At 53.2% G+C, this 21,135-nt stretch carries 17 protein-coding genes; 14 read left to right on the forward strand and 3 right to left on the reverse strand.

Translation table 11 applies throughout. The features are described 5' to 3' along the window. Positions 1–29 precede the first annotated feature (29 nt). The 3 genes from P1U47_RS09535 (at position 30) to waaA (ending at position 3,019) form a co-directional block, all read left to right on the forward strand. On the forward strand, positions 30–956 hold the full coding sequence (locus tag P1U47_RS09535) for a hypothetical protein (protein WP_301028568.1): 927 nt from the start codon (positions 30–32) through the stop codon (positions 954–956). A 47-nt stretch (positions 957–1,003) separates the two neighbouring features. Next, the gene (gene elbB / locus P1U47_RS09540; protein ID WP_301028569.1) at positions 1,004–1,657 is read left to right on the forward strand and encodes an isoprenoid biosynthesis glyoxalase ElbB; all 654 of its coding nucleotides are present in this window, start codon (positions 1,004–1,006) and stop codon (positions 1,655–1,657) included. A 75-nt stretch (positions 1,658–1,732) separates the two neighbouring features. Beyond that, positions 1,733–3,019 carry a lipid IV(A) 3-deoxy-D-manno-octulosonic acid transferase gene (gene waaA, locus P1U47_RS09545; protein ID WP_301028570.1) on the forward strand — a complete coding sequence of 429 codons (1,287 nt, stop codon included), beginning with the start codon at positions 1,733–1,735 and terminating at the stop codon, positions 3,017–3,019. Between the two features lie 21 nt (positions 3,020–3,040). Here waaA and P1U47_RS09550 read toward each other — a convergent pair whose 3' ends face one another. Further along, entirely contained in the window at positions 3,041–4,447 is a 1,407-nt protein-coding gene (locus tag P1U47_RS09550) for a TolC family outer membrane protein (RefSeq protein ID WP_301028572.1), read from the reverse strand. Between the two features lie 122 nt (positions 4,448–4,569). Here P1U47_RS09550 and P1U47_RS09555 point away from each other — a divergent pair, with 122 nt between their 5' ends. The 6 genes from P1U47_RS09555 to P1U47_RS09580 all read left to right on the forward strand — a co-directional run bounded on the left by P1U47_RS09555 (position 4,570) and on the right by P1U47_RS09580 (position 10,296). Beyond that, the gene (locus P1U47_RS09555; protein WP_301028573.1) at positions 4,570–5,013 is read left to right on the forward strand and encodes a DUF1249 domain-containing protein; all 444 of its coding nucleotides are present in this window, start codon (positions 4,570–4,572) and stop codon (positions 5,011–5,013) included. Positions 5,014–5,086: 73 nt separating this feature from the next. Next, the gene (gene cpdA, locus P1U47_RS09560) at positions 5,087–5,893 is read left to right on the forward strand and encodes a 3',5'-cyclic-AMP phosphodiesterase (RefSeq protein ID WP_301028574.1); all 807 of its coding nucleotides are present in this window, start codon (positions 5,087–5,089) and stop codon (positions 5,891–5,893) included. Then, the gene (locus tag P1U47_RS09565; RefSeq protein WP_301028575.1) at positions 5,890–6,480 is read left to right on the forward strand and encodes a YqiA/YcfP family alpha/beta fold hydrolase; all 591 of its coding nucleotides are present in this window, start codon (positions 5,890–5,892) and stop codon (positions 6,478–6,480) included. The genes cpdA and P1U47_RS09565 overlap by 4 nt, the downstream gene beginning before the upstream one ends. Positions 6,481–6,591: 111 nt before the next feature. Continuing rightward, positions 6,592–8,481 (forward strand): DNA topoisomerase IV subunit B, encoded by a 1,890-nt coding sequence (gene parE, locus P1U47_RS09570; protein WP_301028576.1) that lies wholly within the window; start codon positions 6,592–6,594, stop codon positions 8,479–8,481. 308 nt (positions 8,482–8,789) lie between these two features. Next, positions 8,790–9,212 (forward strand): c-type cytochrome, encoded by a 423-nt coding sequence (locus tag P1U47_RS09575; RefSeq protein WP_301028630.1) that lies wholly within the window; start codon positions 8,790–8,792, stop codon positions 9,210–9,212. 196 nt (positions 9,213–9,408) lie between these two features. Next, complete coding sequence (locus P1U47_RS09580; protein ID WP_301028577.1) at positions 9,409–10,296, forward strand: serine protease; 888 nt, start codon at positions 9,409–9,411, stop codon at positions 10,294–10,296. Here the strand turns inward: P1U47_RS09580 and P1U47_RS09585 are convergent. Next, positions 10,259–12,223 carry a hypothetical protein gene (locus tag P1U47_RS09585; RefSeq protein WP_301028578.1) on the reverse strand — a complete coding sequence of 655 codons (1,965 nt, stop codon included), beginning with the start codon at positions 12,221–12,223 and terminating at the stop codon, positions 10,259–10,261. The two genes, P1U47_RS09580 and P1U47_RS09585, sit on opposite strands and share 38 nt — an antisense overlap. Positions 12,224–12,527: 304 nt before the next feature. Between P1U47_RS09585 and P1U47_RS09590 the strand changes: the two genes are divergently transcribed. Further along, a complete protein-coding gene (locus P1U47_RS09590; RefSeq protein WP_301028579.1) occupies positions 12,528–13,151 on the forward strand; it encodes a response regulator in 624 nt (207 codons plus the stop codon). 22 nt (positions 13,152–13,173) lie between these two features. Here the strand turns inward: P1U47_RS09590 and rep are convergent, their stop codons facing one another. Then, entirely contained in the window at positions 13,174–15,180 is a 2,007-nt protein-coding gene (rep, locus tag P1U47_RS09595) for a DNA helicase Rep (protein WP_301028580.1), read from the reverse strand. Positions 15,181–15,672: 492 nt separating this feature from the next. On the opposite strand from rep, the gene P1U47_RS09600 reads away from it, so the two are divergent. The 4 genes from P1U47_RS09600 (at position 15,673) to P1U47_RS09615 (ending at position 20,694) form a co-directional block, all read left to right on the forward strand. Then, positions 15,673–16,287 carry an Hpt domain-containing protein gene (locus P1U47_RS09600; RefSeq protein WP_301028581.1) on the forward strand — a complete coding sequence of 205 codons (615 nt, stop codon included), beginning with the start codon at positions 15,673–15,675 and terminating at the stop codon, positions 16,285–16,287. Then, on the forward strand, positions 16,277–19,267 hold the full coding sequence (locus P1U47_RS09605) for a response regulator (protein WP_301028582.1): 2,991 nt from the start codon (positions 16,277–16,279) through the stop codon (positions 19,265–19,267). The genes P1U47_RS09600 and P1U47_RS09605 overlap by 11 nt, the downstream gene beginning before the upstream one ends. 42 nt (positions 19,268–19,309) lie before the next feature. Further along, positions 19,310–19,996 carry a response regulator transcription factor gene (locus P1U47_RS09610; protein ID WP_301028584.1) on the forward strand — a complete coding sequence of 229 codons (687 nt, stop codon included), beginning with the start codon at positions 19,310–19,312 and terminating at the stop codon, positions 19,994–19,996. A gap of 200 nt (positions 19,997–20,196) precedes the next feature. Beyond that, positions 20,197–20,694, forward strand: coding sequence for a hypothetical protein (locus tag P1U47_RS09615; protein WP_301028585.1), 498 nt, complete (start codon positions 20,197–20,199; stop codon positions 20,692–20,694). The last annotated feature ends 441 nt before the right edge of the window (positions 20,695–21,135 follow it).

A 21,135-nucleotide genomic window follows, 5' to 3' on the forward strand; every position in this document is an offset into this window, starting at 1 on the left:
TTTGGGCGGAAGTGAAAAGGCTAGCGGGGGTGAATTTGACAACAGGCTCCACTATTGCGGCGATTGATATGGGCTCGAATAGCTTTCATTTGCTGATTGCTGAGCGGGCAGAAGCCGGGCCAAGCTCGGCCTACCGCGCCGAATACCGCACCGAGCGCAAAGTGCAGTTAGCCGCCGGCAGTGAACACGGCGTATTGCAGGCCGATGCTCAGGCGCGGGCGTTGGCCTGCCTTGCCGAATTTAAGGAAATATTGGCGGCCTATCGGCCCGTGATTTTACGCATTGTGGCCACGGCCTCGTTGCGCGGGGTGGCGAATGCGGCGGATTTTTGCGAACAGGTAATGTACTTGCTCGGGGTTGAGCCTGAGATAATTAGTGGTGAGCGCGAGGCGGAGCTGGTTTATCTTGGCGTGGCAGCGCCCGGCGACATCGGTCAATTGGTGGTGGATATTGGTGGCGGCAGTACTGAGCTTGCGTTGGGGCGCGGCCAAGTGCTCGGGCAGGGGCTCAGTGTGGCGGTGGGCTGTTTGAGCTATTTACGGTATTTTCCTGCTGGCCGCTTACAGCGCACTGATTTTGACGCGGCGACAGCGGCGGCGCGGGCCGAATTTGAACTGGCGGCGGCAAGCTTGTCCAAGCCAAGTCGGCTGCAGTTTATTGGTTGTTCCGGCACCTTGCTGGCGGTTGAGCAGGTGCTTATGGCGCGCAATGGCGGGGGGCGTGGTATTCGCCTAGCAGAATTGCAGGAGTTGGCGACCGATTTACAGTCGTTTGCCAGCCTCGGCGCCATTAGTTATCAGGGTTTAACGGAAGATCGGCAGTCTATTTTTGCCTCTGGAGTGGCTATTGTGTTGGCGCTCTTTGGGGCTTTAAATATAGAGGAAATGCAGCTTTCTGAGCAGGGCCTGCGCGAGGGCGTAGTTAAAAGTTACCTGTTGGCGGCGAGCGCCGATTAGCAGCGCTAGGTTTTCATTCATAGAATCAGTTCAAGAGGAGAGGATACATGAAAAAAGTCGCATTAATTTTAGCGGGTTGTGGCGTCTACGACGGCTCAGAAATCTACGAGAGCGTATTGACTATGTTGTCGCTGGAGAACCACGAGGCCAGTTACCAGTGTTTTGCGCCCAATATTGAGCAAATGCACGTTATTAATCACCTAGATGGGAGTGTTGCCGAGGGCGAGAGCCGCAATGTATTGGTGGAAGCGGCGCGTTTGGCGCGGGGCAAAATTAAAAATTTGGCTGAGGCTAAGCCAGCCGATTTTGACGCGGTGATTGTGCCGGGTGGTTTTGGCGTTGCCAAGAACCTGTCTGATTTTGCGGTAAAAGGCGCAGACATGAGCGTGCAGCTCGAGGTGCTTAGCTTTATTCAGGCCATGCACGCCGCCGCTAAACCCGTTGGTTTAATTTGCATTGCGCCCACCATGGCCGCACGGCTTTTTGGCGAAGGGGTGAAGTGCACGATTGGTAATGACCCAGAGGTCGCTGGCGCCATTAATACCATGGGTGGCAGCCATCAAGATCGGGCGGTAGACGAGGTTTGCGTGGACGAGGCCATGAAACTGGTTACAACCCCAGCCTATATGCTGGCGAGCAGTATTGGTGAAGCCGCCAAGGGGATTAATCGCTGTGTTCGCGAAGTGCTTAATATGGCGTAAGCCAATTAGCGGGCCGCTTAAGGCCCGCTTATTGGCCTAATTAGCTGCTGCGAAGTTGGAGTTTGTACCCCTAATATGTCTCGTTTTTTATACAGTGCTTTCTTTTATCTCATCTTGCCCTTGGTCTTGTTGCGGTTGCTATGGCGAGCGTGGCAGGCACCGGCCTATCGGCAGCGGATTGCTGAGCGCTTTGGCTTTTTTAAAGCGCCAGCTCGCACCGGGGGTTTGTGGATACACGCCGTGTCGGTGGGTGAAAGCATTGCGGCGGCGCCATTGGTACGTTATTTTCTTGAGCATCATCCCGATTTGCCGGTGGTGGTGACCACCATGACCCCAACTGGCTCGGAGCGGGTGCAGGCCATGTTTGGCGCCGAGGTTTTTCATGTGTACGCGCCTTACGATTTGCCAGACGCGATTGCGCGGTTTTTAAACCGTGTTCAGCCACGTGTGGCGGTGATTATGGAAACCGAAATTTGGCCAAATATGGTTTGCCAAACGCAGTGCCGAGGCATTCCGGTGGTATTGGCAAATGCGCGGCTGTCGGCGCGCTCGGCGCGGGGTTACGGGCGTATTGCGGGGCTGAGCCGCGCGGTGTTTTCGCGCTTTAGTCAGGTGGTGGCCCAAGGCGAGGCCGACGGTGCGCGCTTTGTGGCGCTGGGTTTGCCTGAGTCGCAATTAACGGTGTCGGGCAGTATTAAGTTTGATTTGACGATACCTGCGGCGCTGCGGGAACAGGCCGAGGGCTTGCGGGGTGCGTGGCTGGGCAGCCGTCCAGTGTGGATTGCGGCAAGCACCCATACTGGTGAAGATGAGGTCTTATTGGCCGCTCATCAGGCGTTGTTAGCGCAGTTTCCCGACGCTTTATTGATTTTAGTGCCCCGTCATCCTGAGCGTTTTCCTAAGGTGGCTGAGCTGATCGCCAGCAATAATTTGAGTTTTGAGCGCCGCAGCGCAAGCTTGGGTGCCGCAGGCACGGTGCCAGTGGCCAGTGGCACCGCGGTGATACTGGGCGACACTATGGGTGAGTTACTGCTATTGCTGGGCTGCGCCGATATTGCCTTTGTGGGCGGCAGTTTAATCCCCCACGGTGGCCACAATAGCTTAGAGCCGGCGGCGTGGGGCCTGCCAGTAGTGACTGGGCTCAGCGATTTTAATTTTACGGAAGTGAGCGCCTTGTTAGCTGACGCGGGCGGTTTGGTTCAGGTTGCGGATGCCAATGCGCTGGCAGAGGTCTTACTTGGCCTAGTGGCCGATCCGCTTCGCCGCCAGCAACAGGGCGCGGCGGCAAAGCAGGTGGTGGACAATAACCGCGGCGCTTTGCAGCGCTTGATCGCGGTGATTGAGGCTCAGCTTAAAGCCTAGGTGCTGCTTAGTTGTGCTCGCTTAGCTGCGCTCGCTCAGCGACACAGACTCAGAAGCTTGCAGCCACTTGTTGAGCTGAATAATGTCGGCTGGGCTCAAGGTGCCCGCGTTCAATTTTAGCTTCAGCACATCAATCACATAGTCGTAGCGCGCATTGGTGTAATCGCGCATGGCGCCATACAGTCTGCGCTGGGCATCGAGCACGTCAACAATATTGCGGGTGCCCACTTCATAGCCGGCTTCGGTGGCGTCTAAGGCGCTGCGCGTAGAAATAATATTCTGATGGCGGGCGTCGACAGTTTTTACGTCGGTGTACACCGCAATATGCTGGGCGCGGGTCGCGGTTATCACTTGGCGCTGAGTGGCTTGCGCATTGTAATTAGCCGCATTGTATTGCTCGTAAGCTTGGCGGCGACCGGCACTGACTCCGCCACCGCTAAACAACGGCATGGTGAGGGTGATGCGCAGAGCGTCGGTTTCGGTGTGGCTGTCTGGTGGCGTGGCAAAGATGCTGGTTGGGTTGTAGCGAGTAGTGCCGTCGAGGTCGTCTTTGCTGGTGGTAAAGCTGCCAGTAATCTTGGGCAGGTGCTCCATTTTCTTCGCTTTAGCTGTTTGGTAGGCTGAGCCTGCACCGGCATTAGATACCTGCAAAAGCTTGTTGTTGGCTAGTGCAAAGTCGACCCACTCGGCGCGGTCTGCCGGCTCGGGCATACTAATGGGGAAGTCGGCTTTGAGTGACCACAGATTATTGTGCTCTTGGCCAGTCAGGCTGCTGAGGTTTTCTCTGGCAATGGCGAGATTACCTTCAAAACCAAGGCGTTGGGCGACAGTGCCGTCGAACACGGCGCGGGCTTCATGTACGTCGGTGATGGCAATCAGGCCCACATCAAAGCGCTGCTGGGTTTGCTCTAGCTGGCGCTTAGCGGCGCGCTCTTCAGCTTTGGACGCGTCTAAATTTTCGCGGCCGCGAAGTACGTTAAAATAGGCCTCGGCAGTGCGGATGATTAGTTGTTGTTGCTCATAGGCCAATTGCGCTTGAGCCTGCTCAGAGATCTTCTTTCCAGCTTGAAAGGTAAACCATGCGGGAAGATCAAAAAGTGCTTGGTTTAATGACACTGCGTAGTATTCAGACTCGCTACCGGTTGAGGCTTTTTGGTCAATAATGGCGCCAGTGTTGGTTGGGCTTTTGCGCTCGCTGTCGCTATCCACATCTTGGTAATAGGCTTGGGCGCTAATTTGCGGCAGCAGCGCAGCGCGGCCGAGATTTTTAGTTTCAATATTGGCGCGGTAGCTGGCTTCGGCGGCCTTGAGCTGGGGGTCATTTTTCACCGCCAATTCATAAACATCCAGTAAAGTATCGGCGTAGACGGAGTGACTGCCGAGTAGCGCAGCCAGAGAAACACTGAGAAGATGACGTTTGGCAATCATAGAGTTAACCTGTTCTCCAGAGAGGGGAGGATTGGATAGCCGAGAAGTGTATCAAAATAACACTGCTTGAGAATGAATATTAACTAAAGTTATGGTTTAGCCAATAAATGTGCGGGAGAAGTGTGAGCAGTCATCGTTATCAAATCGATCTCAGTGGGCATCTTGCCGATTGCGAGATGAATTTTCGCCGTTTGCAGCAGCTTTTACCGGTTGATGCCGCGGCGGGCGACTGCTTGCGATTTGGAGTGGCAGCCAATACCGTAGAGCTACTGGTTAAGGAGCGGGCGCCTTACACCACCATGCTGGAACTGCGTTTGCACAAACCCCTGTTTGCCGATTTACCGGCCCCCCTGCTGCATGTGCGAGTTTACCACGATGCTAAATTAGCCGAGGTCATGGGGTCGCGGGGCTTGCGCCCGCATAAGCCGCGCTATCGCTACCCTAATGCCAGTATGTTTCAACGCGACGAAAAAGCGCAGCAGAATACCTATCTCGGCGAGTGGTTGAGCCTGTGCTTAGAATTAGGGCACTCGCTGGACAATCCACTTAATATTCTTGAAATATGATGGCGGTCTCGAAATTTACTGGTGCTGACTAAAGGCATACCGTATAAATCAAGCAAGAGATAATGGGGTAACGGTGAAATTGCCTGTTCAGTCAAACAAGGCGCCACTTTGCGTGGTGCAAATTAGCGATTGCCATCTGGGCGCAGAGCCCAGCGATCGGCTGCTTGGTATGGATACCGATTATAGTCTTGAGGCTGTCTTGCAGGCGGCAGCAGAGGAATATCCCGATATCGATTTACTGGTAGCCTCTGGTGATTTGGCCGCCCACGGCGATGCTAGCGCGTATCGGCGCTTATCCGCACGTTTGCAGGGTATGGCAAAGCAGATGGTGTGGTTGCCGGGTAATCACGACGACAGCGCCTTGATGCGCAGCATTGTGGGGGCACCCTATATGCCAAACCGCTTGGTGCTTGGCGATTGGCAGCTGGTGTTTTTAAATTCTGCTGTGCCAGGTCAAGTTGGCGGAGAGCTGGCGGCGGATCAGCTGGCGGTGCTGGCAGAGGCGGCCGAGCACGAGCAGCCGACATTGGTTTTTTTGCATCATCATTTGCGGCCACTGGGTTGCGCTTGGCTAGATGAACAGCGGGTGGCCAATGCCGACGCGTTGTTTGCCCTGCTTGCCGATAAAACGCAATTTAAAGCCATTGTCTGTGGCCATGTGCATCAGCAATCCGAACAGGTGTATCAGAATATTGGCCTGCTGAGCACACCGTCGACCTGTATACAATTTGCGCCAAACAGCGCTAATTTTGCATTGGATGACTGTAATCCCGGCTATCGCGGGTTTTACTTGGGCGAAAAATCCCAGTTTCAAACGAGAGTGTCCCGAGTAAAGGGTGTAACATTCGCGGTCGATAATTTGGCAAGTGGTTACGAATGACAGCGGCGTTAATTTATATTCATGGTTTTATCTCTTCACCACAATCCCACAAAGCCCAACAGCTGGCTCGCTATGTTGCCGAGCACCACCCTGACATTAGCTATTTTGTTCCCAGCTTAGCTAATACCCCCGGCGAAGCTGCGCAGCAGCTTGACGAGCTGGTACAGCACTGTTTGCAACATCACGCGGGGTCGGTGGGTTTGATTGGCAGTTCTTTAGGTGGCTTTCTGGCCACGGTGCTGGCCGAGCGCTACAGTTTGCCTGCGGTCTTGATTAATCCTGCGGTAGAACCCCATAATTTTGCCGGTCATTTTCTTGGCGCGCATCACAACCCTTATACGGGGGTGGATTTCAGTCTTAATCAGGCCGATATCGACCAGTTGCGCAGCATGGTGAGTGCGCCAGTGAAAGGGCGCTACTGGGTTTTGGTGCAAGAGGGCGATGAAGTGTTAGATTACCGTCTCGCCCTAGAATTTTATAAGGGCTGCGATATTACCGTCGAAACCGGCGGTGATCACAGTTTTCAGCAGTTTGAGCGCCATTTGCCCGCCGTCGTGGATTTTTACGCTTGGGGTAGTGGCTTGTAGCTCGCAAACCGATGAGTTTGTGTGGCGGCGTAATATCGGAAAGATGAGCCCGTTTGGGGCGTATCTCCTTAAATAATAGACAATGCGGCGCAGCCGCTAATATGGTTTCAAATGTCACAATATGATGCACAGTCCATTGAAGTTCTTACTGGCTTAGAGCCGGTGCGCAAGCGGCCGGGGATGTATACCGATACCACCCGTCCCAACCACCTTGCTCAAGAAGTGATCGATAACAGTGTTGATGAGGCGCTGGCTGGCCACGCCAAAGAAATCACCGTTACCCTTTATAACGATGGCTCGCTGAGCTGCGCCGACGACGGTCGGGGTATGCCGGTCGATATTCACAAAGAGCAGGGTCTGCCCGGGGTTGAGGTGATTATGTGTACCCTCCACGCTGGGGGTAAGTTCTCTAATGATAACTACCAATTCTCTGGTGGTTTGCACGGCGTTGGCGTATCGGTGGTCAACGCGCTGTCTAGCTCCCTTGAAATTGTCATTAAACGCGATGGCGAAGTGCATCAAATGTTCTTTGCCGATGGCGACAAGGCCTCTGAGCTGGCAGTGATTGATAGCTGCGGCAAACGCAACACCGGCACCTATATTCGGTTTACCCCGAACCCCAAGTATTTTGATACCGCCAAGTTCTCGGTTCGCCGTCTTAAACATGTACTGCGCGCCAAGGCCGTTTTGTGCCCCGGCCTAAAGGTTGTTTTCGTCGATGAGACCGGCGCCGAGAGCGAAGAGTGGTATTACGAAGACGGCCTGCGCGATTATTTGTCGAGCCATACGCGGCAATACGACACCCTGCCCGCCGAGCCGTTTATTGGCCATTTTAGCGGCCGCTCCGAGGCGGTGGACTGGGCCGTGCAGTGGTTGCCAGAAGGCGGCGAGCCGCTGACGGAATCTTACGTGAACTTGATTCCCACGGCGCAGGGCGGCACCCATGTAAATGGGCTGCGCAGCGGATTGCTCGACGCCATGCGCGAATTCTGTGAGTTTCGCAGCTTAATTCCCCGCGGCGTAAAGCTTGCGCCCGACGATATATGGGAAAAGTGCAGCTATGTATTGTCGTCGAAACTGGCCGATCCGCAGTTTTCTGGGCAAACCAAAGAGCGCCTGAGTTCGCGTGAAGCCGCCGCCTTTGTCTCTGGCGTAGCCAAAGACGCGTTTAGCCTGTGGCTGAATCAGCACACCGAAGACGCCGAAAAGCTCGCCGAGCTGTGTATTAATAATGCCCAGACGCGGATGCGCAAAGCCAAAAAAGTGGTGCGCAAAAAGGTCTCGGCTGGCCCAGCGCTGCCCGGTAAATTGGCCGACTGCTCCGGTGGTGACATCGAGCGCTCAGAACTGTTTTTGGTAGAGGGTGATTCGGCTGGCGGCTCGGCTAAGCAAGCGCGAGATCGTCAGTTTCAGGCGATATTGCCGCTGCGCGGTAAAATTCTGAACACTTGGGAGGTTGAGTCTCAGCAGATCTTGGCCTCGCAGGAAGTGCACGATATCTCTGTGGCGATGGGCATAGACCCCGATTCCGATGACCTCAGCGGCCTGCGCTATAACAAAATTTGTGTACTGGCCGACGCAGACTCCGACGGACTGCACATCGCCACCTTGCTGTGCGCGCTGTTTTTGCGGCATTTCCGGCCCCTAGTTCAGCAGGGTCATGTTTATATTGCCATGCCGCCGCTATACCGTATCGATCTGGGTAAAGACGTTTATTACGCGCTGGATAATGCCGAAAAGCAGGGCATTATGGATCGCCTAGAGGCCGAGAGTAAGCGTGGCAAAATTTCAGTTACACGCTTTAAAGGCTTGGGTGAAATGAACCCCCTGCAGTTGCGGGAGACGGTTATGGATCCGAATACCCGTCGCCTAGTGCGTTTGTCGATAGAAGACGGCGACGAAACCGATGGTTTAATGGACATGCTCCTGTCGAAAAAGCGGGCACCAGATCGCAAAAGCTGGCTCGAAGCCAGCGGCGATGAGGCCGAAGTTTTATTGTGAAGGCGCTTTTCGTTTGCCGGTAGATGTGTTTTCGCGATTACGCCGCCGATTGATGGTAATCCGGCAAGCCATGGTAACGGCAGCACCATTGGCTTTGCGGCTAAAGATCCCGCACAGGCCAACGGCGGCGTGAGTTGTTAAGATGCGTCGGGCATTCGCGACCGCCGCAGGGGTGGTGCGCGGCGTGAATAATTTGGTGTGTTGGCAGTGTTGGAGTAATTGCGGTCATGCCGCTATAATGCCGTCATTAAAATTTGCGGGCTGATCAGCCCTGTATGTCGAGAGGGCGTAAAACGGTGAATAGTGTGATGTTAAAGAGATTGGCGGCCATCGTAGGTTTGTTGTTGGTATGTGGGTCGGCGTGGTCATTGACCGATAAACAGTACGGCGAAGTAGAGTCCCGTATTCAGCCCGCAGGTAAGGTATGTCTACAAGGTGATAACAGCTGTGGTGCTGCAGTTGCGGCAGCGGGCGGTGCGCCAAAATCGGGTGAAGATGTCTATAAAGCTAGTTGCCAAGGTTGTCATGCCGTGGGTGCTGGTGGCGCGCCGAAATTTGGCGACGCAGCAGACTGGAAGGCCCGTACTGCCAAGGGTATGGACCAGGTGTATAGCCATGCCATTAACGGTTTCAGCAATATTGGTATGATGCCAGCCAAAGGCTTGTGCATGAGCTGTTCAGACGACGAAGTGATGGCCGCGGTCGACTATATGGTTGATCACAGCAAATAAGCTTAGTGTCATCGCTGTGAGCCGCGCCTTGCGCGGCTTTTTTTTGCCCTCAATATTAGGCTGGGCCAAGAGCTGTCCACCGTCTTTACTTGGCCAAGCTCAGAGATTAGTAAAAAGAGGCGTTCAATAGCACAATAGCGCCTGTTTTGTGCTGTAGTATTTGTGGCACGGTTTGTCTAAAAATAGGTATCAAGCAATGAAACAATGGATGTTACTGGCGGCGATACTCGCACTCAGCGCCTGTGGGGGTGGGTCGTCATCATCGAATGAGCGCCCAGAGCAAGCGGGTGTTCCTGGTGAATCGACGCCAGCGCCAAGTATCGCAACGAGCTACGGCGTACCATCGGCCAGTCAAATTCGTCCTGGGGTACTCGTTAGCGCAGATGGCAGCAGTTGCACTGGTAATTTCCTGTACTCGCCCAATGCACAAACGGTGTATATCGGCGTGGCGGCCCACTGTTTCAGCGTCGACGCGAACTCCGGTGTTGATCCTTGTGAATCCAATAATCTGGCTATTGGGTTTAATCAGGTGATTATAGAAAACGCCAGCCAGCCGGGGGAGTTGGTTTACACCAGTTGGCGCGCCATGCAGGAAATGGGTGAAACCGCGGGCTCGGCTGTTTGCACTTACAATGATTTTGCTTTGGTAAAAATTCACGCCAACGACATTGCCAAGGTCCATCCGGCGGCGATTGCATTTGGCGGGCCTATCGGCCTCTACACTGGCATAGCCAAGGTTGGCGACGGGGTATATGCCTATGGGCAGTCGCCTTATCATTTTGGTCGTCGCAGCCGAGAAACCAAACAAGGCAAGATAAACGCGGTGCTGGGTGGTGGGTGGGCTTACGACATTGTTACCGACACGGCCAGCGTGCCAGGTGACAGTGGCGGCCCCGTATTTAGCGCAGGTGGTAAGGCGCTGGCGGTAACCAGCGTGCTGTCCTTAAACTTGAGTCCGACCCTCGTTAGCAATGGTGTTGCCAATTTAGATCGCGCGCTGCGCTATGCCATCGATGGTGGCTTTATCAATGCCAGCACCAAGCTGCTCAGCTGGCCGGATTTTTACCCAGCGGGCGATTTATAAATTCTGCCGTAGCGCAGCTATGTAACGCACTCGCTAAAAAACAAAGCTGTATTTTTTGATTGTCGGCAACGCGCATCTCGCCGTGCAGCGCCGCGATGATGCGCGGCAAGCTATCGCCCTGGGCAATATTGTTTAGCGCTAGGTAAACGCCCTTGTTGTGGGCTCGAAACGTAATGACTAAATGCTGGGCTTCGTAAGTAATATCAATACAGGCATGACAGACATTCGCTGCTTGGCTGGACAGCCTAACCAACTCTCGCAAGCTCGAAGACAGCGTTTTATAGGCCGGATACGCTAAGTTTATGGGGGTTGTTGGTAACTGAACAGTCCAGTCGAGTATAACGCCCAGTCGGTCAAGACGCTGTTCGAGTTCGAGATGTAAATCTGCCAGCAATTCATGCAGCGCAATCTTGCGGCCGTATAAACCACTGCTAATGGTGTGGGATTCGGCAAGTATATTCCTTATGACTTCTTTTATTGGATCGCACTCATCGTGACGTAGGGCAGGAAGTAACGCCTCGCCAATATTGTGCTGTAAATCATTGGCGAACTGCTTGTTTTGCACTTGCTGTTGGCGATGGAATTGCTGGTTGGCGGTGATCAAACCCTTTGCCGTGGCACAAAGGGTGTCTATTATTTGCGCGTCGCTGGCGTGGAATAGGCGTTTGTTGCCGTCCGCATATTCACAGCGAAGGCTGCCGATGCCTTTTAATAGCGGTACATTAAGAAACTTGCCCGCGTGACTAATACTTGCGCTTGGGTAATTGGCGGTGAGCCGTTTAATAGTGGCTGAATCGAAAAATTGGCTAATGAAGGTTTGCCACGCTTGGTCGATGTCTTCATCTCGGGCGTGATAGTTAATGGCTGCGAGCTGAAGTAAGTCTGCGCTTGTTACTGGCGGTGCTGCCAGTGACTTACTGGTTTGATGAATGGCGAGGCCAAAGCCGAGTAGTAACAAAAGTAATGTCGGCGGCGCATATACCGGCCACTGCGCCAAACTTAGGTAGTGGCTTATTGCGATTACACAGAAACCGATTGCCGACACCAAAATAAAAAACAGGTAGCGATGTCGCGTAAGGCTATTTAATTTGTAGCGACTAATGCTGAGTGCCAAACCGCATAAAATCCATAACAGTGGTGTGGTGTAATCAATACTCAGCAAACCGTGGAGTTTGCTGGGGTAGTTGCTAATGGCATTTAGCGTAAACAGCAGGGCTGGGCTCATAAATGTAAAGAAACAAAACAAGGCGGCGTTGTGAACCGGTGCTTTAGCATGGACATGCCATTGCCAAACAGCCATTGCAACGGCGGTAAGAATGCCGATTGGAATGGCAAACTGGCGGTTCATGGACGTATTTAGGATGCCTGCCTCAGAAACGACAAACCACGCAATAGCGAGGCAAAAGAGTGCGATATCAATGCTGTAGTGGCCGATGCGTTTAGGAAAATGGCGCAATATACCGACGAGGCTGGCACTTAAAAGTAAATCGGCAAGAAATTTTAGGTCGCATAATACCACCAGTAAGGGGCCAGACATGGCCAGCTCCCGGCTGCTATACACACTGGACGTCAAGCTGGCGCTAAAAAGAGCGCCGCAACTAAGGAATAAATAGCGTCGGCCAACAGTGTTGGAATCGAAATAGAAAAGACTCGCGCCGAGTATCCAAGCCATTAGTCCGGTGGCAAGTTTCTGCCAAAAATGTAACGGCAGTTCACTAAAATGGCGGGATTTTTGAGTCGCCACGCTAATAGTGTCGCCAGCGGCGGTGATGAACTGCACATGCTCAGCTTGTAGGGTTAGATAGAGTTGTTGCTGCCGGCGGAGGAACTGCCAGTAGCTATCGTAGCTTGCGAACTCTCGGTTTGGATTGCGGGCAAAATCGCTGGCGGTTAGCGCTAGCTTGCCTTCGCGGCTATTTATAGCCACAATCTTAGTGCCTCGAGGGCTGGTATCGGGTAATGTGGTAATGGCGTAATTGTCCGACCAGACGAGATTCAAGCCGCTAATAGGGTTGTTACAGGCCGCTAAAATACTAAGAAAAATAGCGAAAATTGGAATACTACAAAGCCATATCAAATGCTGGCGAGAACGCTTTCCTTGCAACTCACTCACTCCTTTGAGTTTCGCTATGAATTTGTGCGCCTATCATCCTGACGGGGTCTTACACAAATGCGTTTATTTTTCTTGGTTAAAGTAGCATAAAAAACAGTCTGTCACTTAGGAGATTGACGTGGGAAATTCAAAACAAGGATGTTTGAGTGTCTTAGCTATTGAGTCTGATTCAGAGCTGTGTAGCTGGTTGAGCAAGCAACTGGAGTTAGTTTACGGTGTTGCCGAGGTGCGGGCGGTAGCCAGCGTTGCGGCGGCGAACGCATTGCTCACAGCGTGGACACCGGATTTGTTTGTGGTTGATATATGTACACTTCCTTTAGATTCTGTGCTGCCATTGATCACTCGAATTAAGCGGTCGCAGCCGCGGCAACGCTGTATTGTGACAACACTTTATGACGATTCCGATGAGTTATTGTTATCGTTGCGCGCTGGTGCCGATGGCTATGTCAAAATTGACGAGGACGACGCCTTATTTATACAACAACTTCAAGATGTCGTTTTAGGCCGTCCTCGGCTGACGGCCAAACTGGCGCGGCGATTAATTAGCGAATTTGGCCTTCAGTATCGCGACGAGTTAGCCTTAGTCAATTGCGAGATGAGCGTGTTGGAATTGGTGGCCAGTGGCCTGAGCGTAAAACGTAGCGCGCAAGACCTTGGTATGAGTTATGAAGCGATCGCGAATACCGTGAGGGGGCTTTTTGGCAAATTACATGATCAACATCAGCCAGAAGCCGCCGCCTAATTCAGCGGCAGTGTCGCGCGCCTTAACCCAGCATATCTCTAAGGCTGGCCAAGGTCTCGCCGCCGCGCTTTTGGTTTTGCACGGGGTCGGCGTCGCCGCGGCCCTCCCACTCCAAATCTTCTTGGGGAAGTTCGGCAAGGAAACGGCTGGGTTCGCAGCTGGTGAATTCACCAAAACTTTTACGCTTGGCGCAGTAGCTCATGGTTAGGGTGCGCTGGGCGCGGGTGATACCCACATAGCAGAGCCGGCGCTCTTCCTCGACCATGCCGTCGTCGATGCTGTTTTGGTGGGGCAGAATGCCCTCTTCTAAGCCGATCATAAACACATGGGGAAACTCCAAACCTTTGGCGGCGTGTAAGGTCATGAGCTGAACTTGATCGTCGCTTTCTTTTTCGTCTTCTTGACGCTCCATTAAATCGCGCAATACCAAGCGTGTTATTGCGCCCTCAATGGCATTGTCGCTTTCGTCATCTTTAAGCGACTTTTCTAAGGAGTTGATCAGAATGTGTACGTTGGCCATGCGGCGCTCAGCGATGGCTATCGATGAGCTGTTTTGGATAAGCCAGTCTAAGTAATCGATATCGCTGCACAGCTGGCGAATGCTATCGATGGGGTCGTCTTCGTAGCATTTGCGGCGCAAATTACCCAGCCAGCTGGTGAACTCCCGCAGGCGCAGCAAGGCGGCCTCGGGCAGACGCTGGGCGAGGCCAAACTCGTCGCAGGCATCGTACATGCTAATTTCGCGCTCGGTGGCGTAACGGCCCAAGTTTTCTAATGTTGAGGTGCCAATCTTGCGGCGCGGCACGTTCACAATGCGCAAAAAAGCGTTGTCGTCGCCGGGATTAATGATCAGGCGCAGATAGGCCATGATGTCTTTAATCTCGTTGCGGCTAAAAAACGAGGTGCCGCCGCTGAGTTTGTAGGGAATCTGGTGAACCTGAAGTTTAAGTTCCAATAAGCGCGACTGGTGATTGCCCCGATAGAGCACCGCATAATTGCCAAAACGTCCCTGGGTGCGGAGTTTGTGATCGAGAATTTCGGTCACCACCCGCTCGCACTCGGCGTCGTCATTGCGGCAGCGAATAACCCGAATTGGCTCGCCGTAACCCAGTTCAGACCACAGCGCCTTATTCATCTCGTGGGGGTTATTGGCGATAACGGTATTAGCCGCTTTGAGGATGCGCGCGGTGGAGCGGTAGTTCTGCTCTAGCTTGACCAGTTTAAGGTGTGGGTAGTCTTTGCTAAGCAGGGCGAGGTTTTCGGGCTTGGCGCCGCGCCATGCGTAGATTGATTGGTCGTCATCGCCCACCACGGTTAGGCCGCCGCGGCCACCGACGAGCTGCTTAACCAAATGGTATTGCGAGCCATTGGTGTCTTGGTATTCGTCCACCAGCATATAGCGAATTTTCTGCTGCCACTTTTCTAAAATGGCGGGATGCTGCTCAAACAAGAGCGCGGGCAGCATGATCAAATCGTCAAAATCCAGCGCGTTATAAGCTTTTAAAGCGCTTTGGTAGCGTAAATACGCTTGGGAACAAAGAATGTCGGCCGGCCCCTCGGCGCTGGCAATCGCCTGCTCGGGGGTAATGAATTCGTTTTTCCACTGGGATATACGTTGCTGAATGCGGTCGGCGTTGTCACTTTCGGCGCCGTGATCCTGCATCAATAAATCGCGAATCAGGGTTTGCGCGTCTTGGCCGTCAAAAATAGAGAAACCAGATTTGTACTGCAGCGCCTTGTACTCGGCGCGCAGAATGTTCATGCCCAAATTGTGGAAGGTCGACACCGTGAGGCCACGGGCCTCTTTGCCTTTAACGAGCTGCGAGACGCGCTCCTTCATTTCGCGGGCGGCCTTATTGGTAAAGGTCACCGCCGCAATATGACGCGCCGGCATGCCGCATTTCTCAATCAAATAAGCCATCTTGCGCGTGATAACGCTGGTTTTACCGCTGCCAGCGCCGGCTAGCACCAGTATCGGACCGTCAATATAACGAACCGCTTCGCGTTGTCTGTCGTTGAGTTTACTCACGCTGATGATCTTTCCCGAGGTAATGCAAGAAGGGCCGAGCATTGTACCAGCGCCCATGGCTAACAAGAACTCATCGACGAGCTGCGGCTAATTAATACCGCTAAAGTTCGCCGCGGTAAATCAGGGCTCGAAGAGCCAAGGGTGACCGAAAAGTCATCATCCCGCTAGCGGAAAACCGAAAATAATAAAGATCGAGCGGTTTTCATAAGAGCCGTGTGTCTGCGCAACTGACGTGAAAAACCTACTACAAACTTCGAGTTGCTGGGTGAGCCACGCACAGAATTTCCAGTCGACTTGTGTGGAAAAGGCATTTATTCTTCCGATGCCCAGCAGCGTTCTGTCAGCTAAGGTCATCCTTTTAAATGTACATGGAGAGAGACGTTACGCTATGTCTCACGTACCGCATTGAATAGTAAACACGACCTTCGCGTATCTCTTATACGCATTGCAATTGTCAGCAGTAACCGGGTCACATTGACCCTGACAAGCCGAATGATCGAACACCTCGGTTATTCAAATGCAGTGGCTTTTACAAACTTAGAAAGGCTGCTGACTTTTCCGGAACCCCTCCACATAATTTTGCTTGATGCGGCAGATACGGTAGAAAACTGGGAATCACTTATCGCTCAGCATTGCGGTGACGCCCGAGTCATTATCCTCGGTGAGCGAGTTACCGAGAGTAAGCATTTCTGTCTCAGCAAACCCTTACAAAAAACGAGCTTGGCAACCGCGCTTGACGACCTGATGCAGAATCTTAATGGCACTGCAGCCGAGCTAGGGGCCGTTGAAGAGTTGCTTGAGTTGTTCGGCGCGGCGGGCTTGGCTGAAATGATCAATGCGCTTAGGGTTGATTTACCGCAGCAAAATTCCAGACTTGAGCAAGCATTGGCGTCGCAGGATTACACGGCGTTAAAGCACGTCGCGCACGCACTGCACGGCGCCGCCCTGCAGTTTGGTGCAAATGAATTTGCTACCTTATGTAGTGATATTGAGCGGCGTTGCGCAGAACAAGACGCGGGTATTTTTACCGCCCCAGAGCCAGACCAAATGATGACATCTTACGTTGAGCTTATTTCGCAACTGGCTGCAAACCGCTATGTCGATTAAGCCTTCTTCTGCCCGACCGTCGCTAAGCGCATTTGTTATATGTCTTATGGTGATGTTGGTGGGTTGTCTACTCGCCTTGCAAACTGCCCGTTCAATCGATAAAAGCCAGCGGGCGCGATTCGATAATGAAGTACATCGGCTTGCAAACAGTGTAGAGCAACGTATGAAAGCCTATGCACAAGTGCTGCGCGGCGGCCGTGCTTTTTTTGAGGGCTCAACGGATGTGAGTCGCGAAGAGTGGCGCATTTATGTCGAGCAGTTGCGCCTACCGGAGCATTTTCCGGGCATTAATGGGATGACTTTCGCGCCGCGGCTGGGGGAGGAGGAGCTGCCCGCATTTATTGCCAAAGTACGCAGCGAGCCCTTGCCATCAACACTCACTGATCCATCGGTAATGCGTGAATTCAACCTCCGTGATCCACCGCCACCGATCAACCCCGTCGAAACCTCGGTGCACGCGCCGGTGCTCTACGTCGAGCCGCTGACCCACAATTCTGCACGGGCGCTCGGTATCGATTTAATGCGTGATGCCGCTCGTCGTCGCGCGTTGGAAGCGGCGGTTGCCACAGACGATGCTGTGCTGAGTCCGAGTTTGCGTATATTACTGCGGAGTAGCACTCAAGTTGGGTTCATCGTCTTTCAGCCGGTTTACCGAGACGGCCGGCTACTCGGTTGGATCAACGCCACGTTTCATGCCGAAACCTTTATGCACGGCTTGCTCGCTGATGATGGCGGCGAGTTAAGCATGGCGGTGTACGATGGCGACGAGGTGGAACATAACGCCCTGTTGTACTCGTCCGCCGGGGTGACGGCCGACGGCGGACCAAGGCCACTGGTGGTGCCTACGAATGCCCATTTTGTGACGGACGTCGTTCTAAATATGCCGGGCCGCCCTTGGGCCGCCCGCTTTGTTGCTGGCCCAGACTTTGCCAGCTTGTCAGAACGCATGCTGCCCTGGCTGCTGGTATTGGGTGGTTTTTTATCTAGTTTGGTGATTTATCTGGTGTCGCGTGCCAGTGCACAGTGGCAGTCGCAGGCTGGCTTGTTGGCGCAGCAGGCTGAGGCCTTGCGCGAGGCGAGGGCGGTAGCGGAATCAGCTAATCTGGCCAAGAGTCATTTTTTGGCGAATATGAGCCACGAAATTCGCACGCCGCTCAATGCGATTCTCGGCACCGCTGAACTGCTCGGCGACACCCGTCTTGATGCCGATCAACGCCAGAGTTTGGATACCATTAGTCAAAGTGGCGACCACTTGCTTGGCGTTATCAATGAAATTCTCGACTACACCAAGGTCGAAGCGGGATTGATGGAATTGGACGAGGCGGTTTTTGATCTGCGCCAAATCGTAGAAGAAGCCATTGAGCTGGTGGCCTACCGCGCAGCAGAAAAGCAACTGGAACTGGCCTGCGATTTTGCCTCCGGCACGCCCGAAATGTTACGTGGCGACGCCGGGCGAGTGCGCCAAGTATTGGTCAATTATCTTTCCAATGCCGTCAAATTCACCGAGCGCGGAGATGTCGCCGTTGAAATTTCTGCACAAGCATTAGCGGCGGATCGGCACCACTTTCGTATCGCCGTGCGTGACACGGGAATAGGTATTCCCTCCGACCGCCTAGATCGCTTATTCAAATCCTTTAGCCAAGTCGATGCTTCAACAACTAGGCGCTACGGCGGCAGCGGATTGGGCTTGGCGATTTGCAAACGCTTGGCGGAGTTAATGGGCGGCGATGTTGCAGTAGACAGTCATCCTGGTCGAGGCTCCATTTTTTCCTTCAGCTTCCCTGCGGAAACAAATCCCGCATGGCAGCCTAGCCTGCGGCCCGATGTCGGCGTGCTAGAAGGTCTGCGCTTGCTTATTGTTGACGACAACGACACCAATCGCCGAATTCTTCGGCGGGCGGCGGCAGAATGGGGCATGACAATTGTCGATACTGGCTTCCCTCAAGAAGCCTTAGCAATGTTTGCGCGTGGCGAGGTTTTTGATCTTGCGGTACTTGACTATTTCATGCCAGAGATGGATGGCGTAAGCCTTGCGGCGCAAATACGTAAACTACCCAGTGCGGCGGGCTTGCGATTGCTGTTGCTGAGCAGTGCCCGCCCTGGGCCTGGGGTCGCCGCGGCATTCGATCTGGTCAGGTTAAAACCCTTGCGTCGTAGCGGTCTGCTGGATGCCTTCCTTGATCTGTTCGGGCACAGTCCAAGTTCCTCAATTGACGCGGGTGCTGGGCCGCAATTAGCAGAGAGCTATACCTCGCTACGGGTCTTGCTGGTGGAAGACAAGCCCATGAACCGACAGGTTGGCACACGAATGCTGGCGTCACTCGGGGTCGGTGTAGACGTTGTTGAGAATGGCGCCTTGGCGCTGGATGCGATTCGTTGGCAGGCCTACGATTTAGTGTTGATGGATATTCACATGCCAGAAATGGACGGCCTAGAAGCCACGCGCCAGATACGTGCGTTGGAGGATATTAGCCAACCCCATATTTACGCCATGAGCGCGAGCGTGCTAGACGACGAACGCCAAGCGTGCCTCGATGCAGGCATGAATAAGCATCTAGCCAAGCCCTTTCGTCGGCGTGAACTTGAACAAGCCTTGCGTGAGGTTGCTAGCGCGCGATTCACCACGCCTGTGCTTGCAAGCAATACCGCGACCTTGAGCGCTGAATGCCTAGCCAAGATGCTAAACGACTTCGGTGAACAAGGTGCTCGCGATGTGCTTGATGTTATCGCCGAGGAAGCAGAACCCACTTTGGTGGCACTGCAGCAGGCGGTAAGCGCAGAAGGCAATGACAATATTCAGCGCGGAGTTGCAACGCTAAAGGCTAATTGCCAACTACTGTACGCCGAGCACCTTGCGGGGCAATGGTCGAGTTTGGATACGCTAGAGAAAATAACGGCCAATCAATCAGCGTTTGACGCGGCCTGTGCGCAATACCGTGCTTTATGCCTGTCATTGCCTCATTCTCCACGCGCATTATAATAATGTGCTAAATAGACGCGATTTCACCGGAAAATACAGTGCATGGATAAGCCAAGTTTCACCGTCATCATTGCCGATGATCACCCCCTATTTGGCGTGGCGTTGCGGCTGGGTGTGCAAAATATCGCGCCAACAGCGCAGATTGTCGAAGCCACTGACTTCGCTGAATTACGCGGGGCTATTGAGCGCTTTCCCGACGCCAGCTTGGTATTGCTAGATCTAATGTTGCCAGATGTCGAAGGCTTGGCGGCGTTAAGTTATTTGCGTGATAACCGCCCGAGCTTGCGTGTGGCGGTTATCTCCGCACTGGATCAGCCCGCTTGGATTCAGGCAGCCGATGTTCTCGGGGCCGTGGCCTTCATTCCAAAATCGCTTTCTGCCACGCAAACCCAAGAGGCGCTGCGCGTCGTGCTAGACGGAAAAACTTGGTGGCCGAAATTGTCGGTAGCACCATGCCGACGAGGTCAAGCTCAGGAGGACACGATCGAAGACCGAATTTCACGCTTGTCACCCCAAGAATTACGCATTCTGTTAATGATTCGTGATGGCCAACTGAACAAGCAGATTGCGGCGCATCTGAGTATTGCTGAATCCACCGTGAAAACCCATATCAGCACCTTGCTGCGTAAACTAAATTTAGCTAGCCGCACCCAAGCCGCCGTCATTGCCCAGCGCGTGCTAAGCCACCGCCCACCTGAATTTGGGTCGCCCTCAAAAGAAGAAAGATAACACTCTCCCTGACGCGTTCTCTGGCAGTCTCGTACTAAAGTGCTAGTACCACTCACGGATTTTCATGCACTTAAATTTAGCGGATTCTTGTAGCCACGTTCTTATAAATACAAGTTGATTGTCTAGGCGGCTTGTTTGCGGAACGGTTGTTCGAACCCTTTCGCGCCCTTGCGGACGCTGGCCAAATGAGAGTATCCAAAATGAAAATGAAATTGATGGCTGTGTTAGCAACAATACCCAAGGCCTACGTTAAGGCCTTAGGGGTCATCGGCCTGTGCAGTGTGGTGCTGATCGCTGGTGCGACGGTACCTGCCGCGTATCAAAGTATGGAATCACGTCGGGACATGGAAAAACTCACCGACAATGTGATGCGCGCGGTGACGGCTGGAGAATTGGAACAGGCCTACGCCGAACTCAAGAAGAACGTCACCCTGCCACCGGAATCGGTTGATGCTGGTTTGAAATCTACATTAATGCAGCGCAATGCCGAGTTTGACGCGCGCTTCGGTAAAGTCGTGGGCTTTACGCAAATTAGCAATAAAAAGGTGGGTGACTCACTCTGGCGATTCACTTACTTGGAACAACACGAGCTGCAACCGCTGGTGTGGACATTCCAGTTCTACTCAGTCGGTGATTCGTGGGTTCTGAACGAGTTTAGCTGGTCGCCGCAGACCGCTGGCCTGTATCTACAGGATTAAGGTTCTGGGTTTAGCCACTGAATGAAGCTTCAAAAATAATAACAAATAGATCGGAGTCGCTCTGCTAAAGCGGAGTGACTCAAAAAAAGCAGCTAGGCTCTATTAACAAAGCGGCGGCCGCTTTACTCAGCGAAGCTAAGGCGTCATTTTGCCAAGAATAGGGCTGCCGCTTGCTACCCGTAAATTTCGTATCCAAGTACAAATGCTCTCGACGGCGTAGTAGCAAAGCCCCTTCGCCATTTCACCGCTTTTTGAAAATGTAAACATCACACAATTGCCTGCCTAAGACCGGCCCCGTCGTATAAGGCCATCCAAGCCTCTCAGAATTAGCCTTCACTAAGTAAGTCCAAGCCAGCACTCATACTAAAGTCGTAGTTCTACTCACCGATACCGCCGCAGGCTCAAGAAGTCGATTATTGCGACCATGCAATGAAGCGAAGG

The organism is Zhongshania sp. (assembly GCF_029212375.1).
Classification (GTDB): domain Bacteria; phylum Pseudomonadota; class Gammaproteobacteria; order Pseudomonadales; family Spongiibacteraceae; genus Spongiibacter.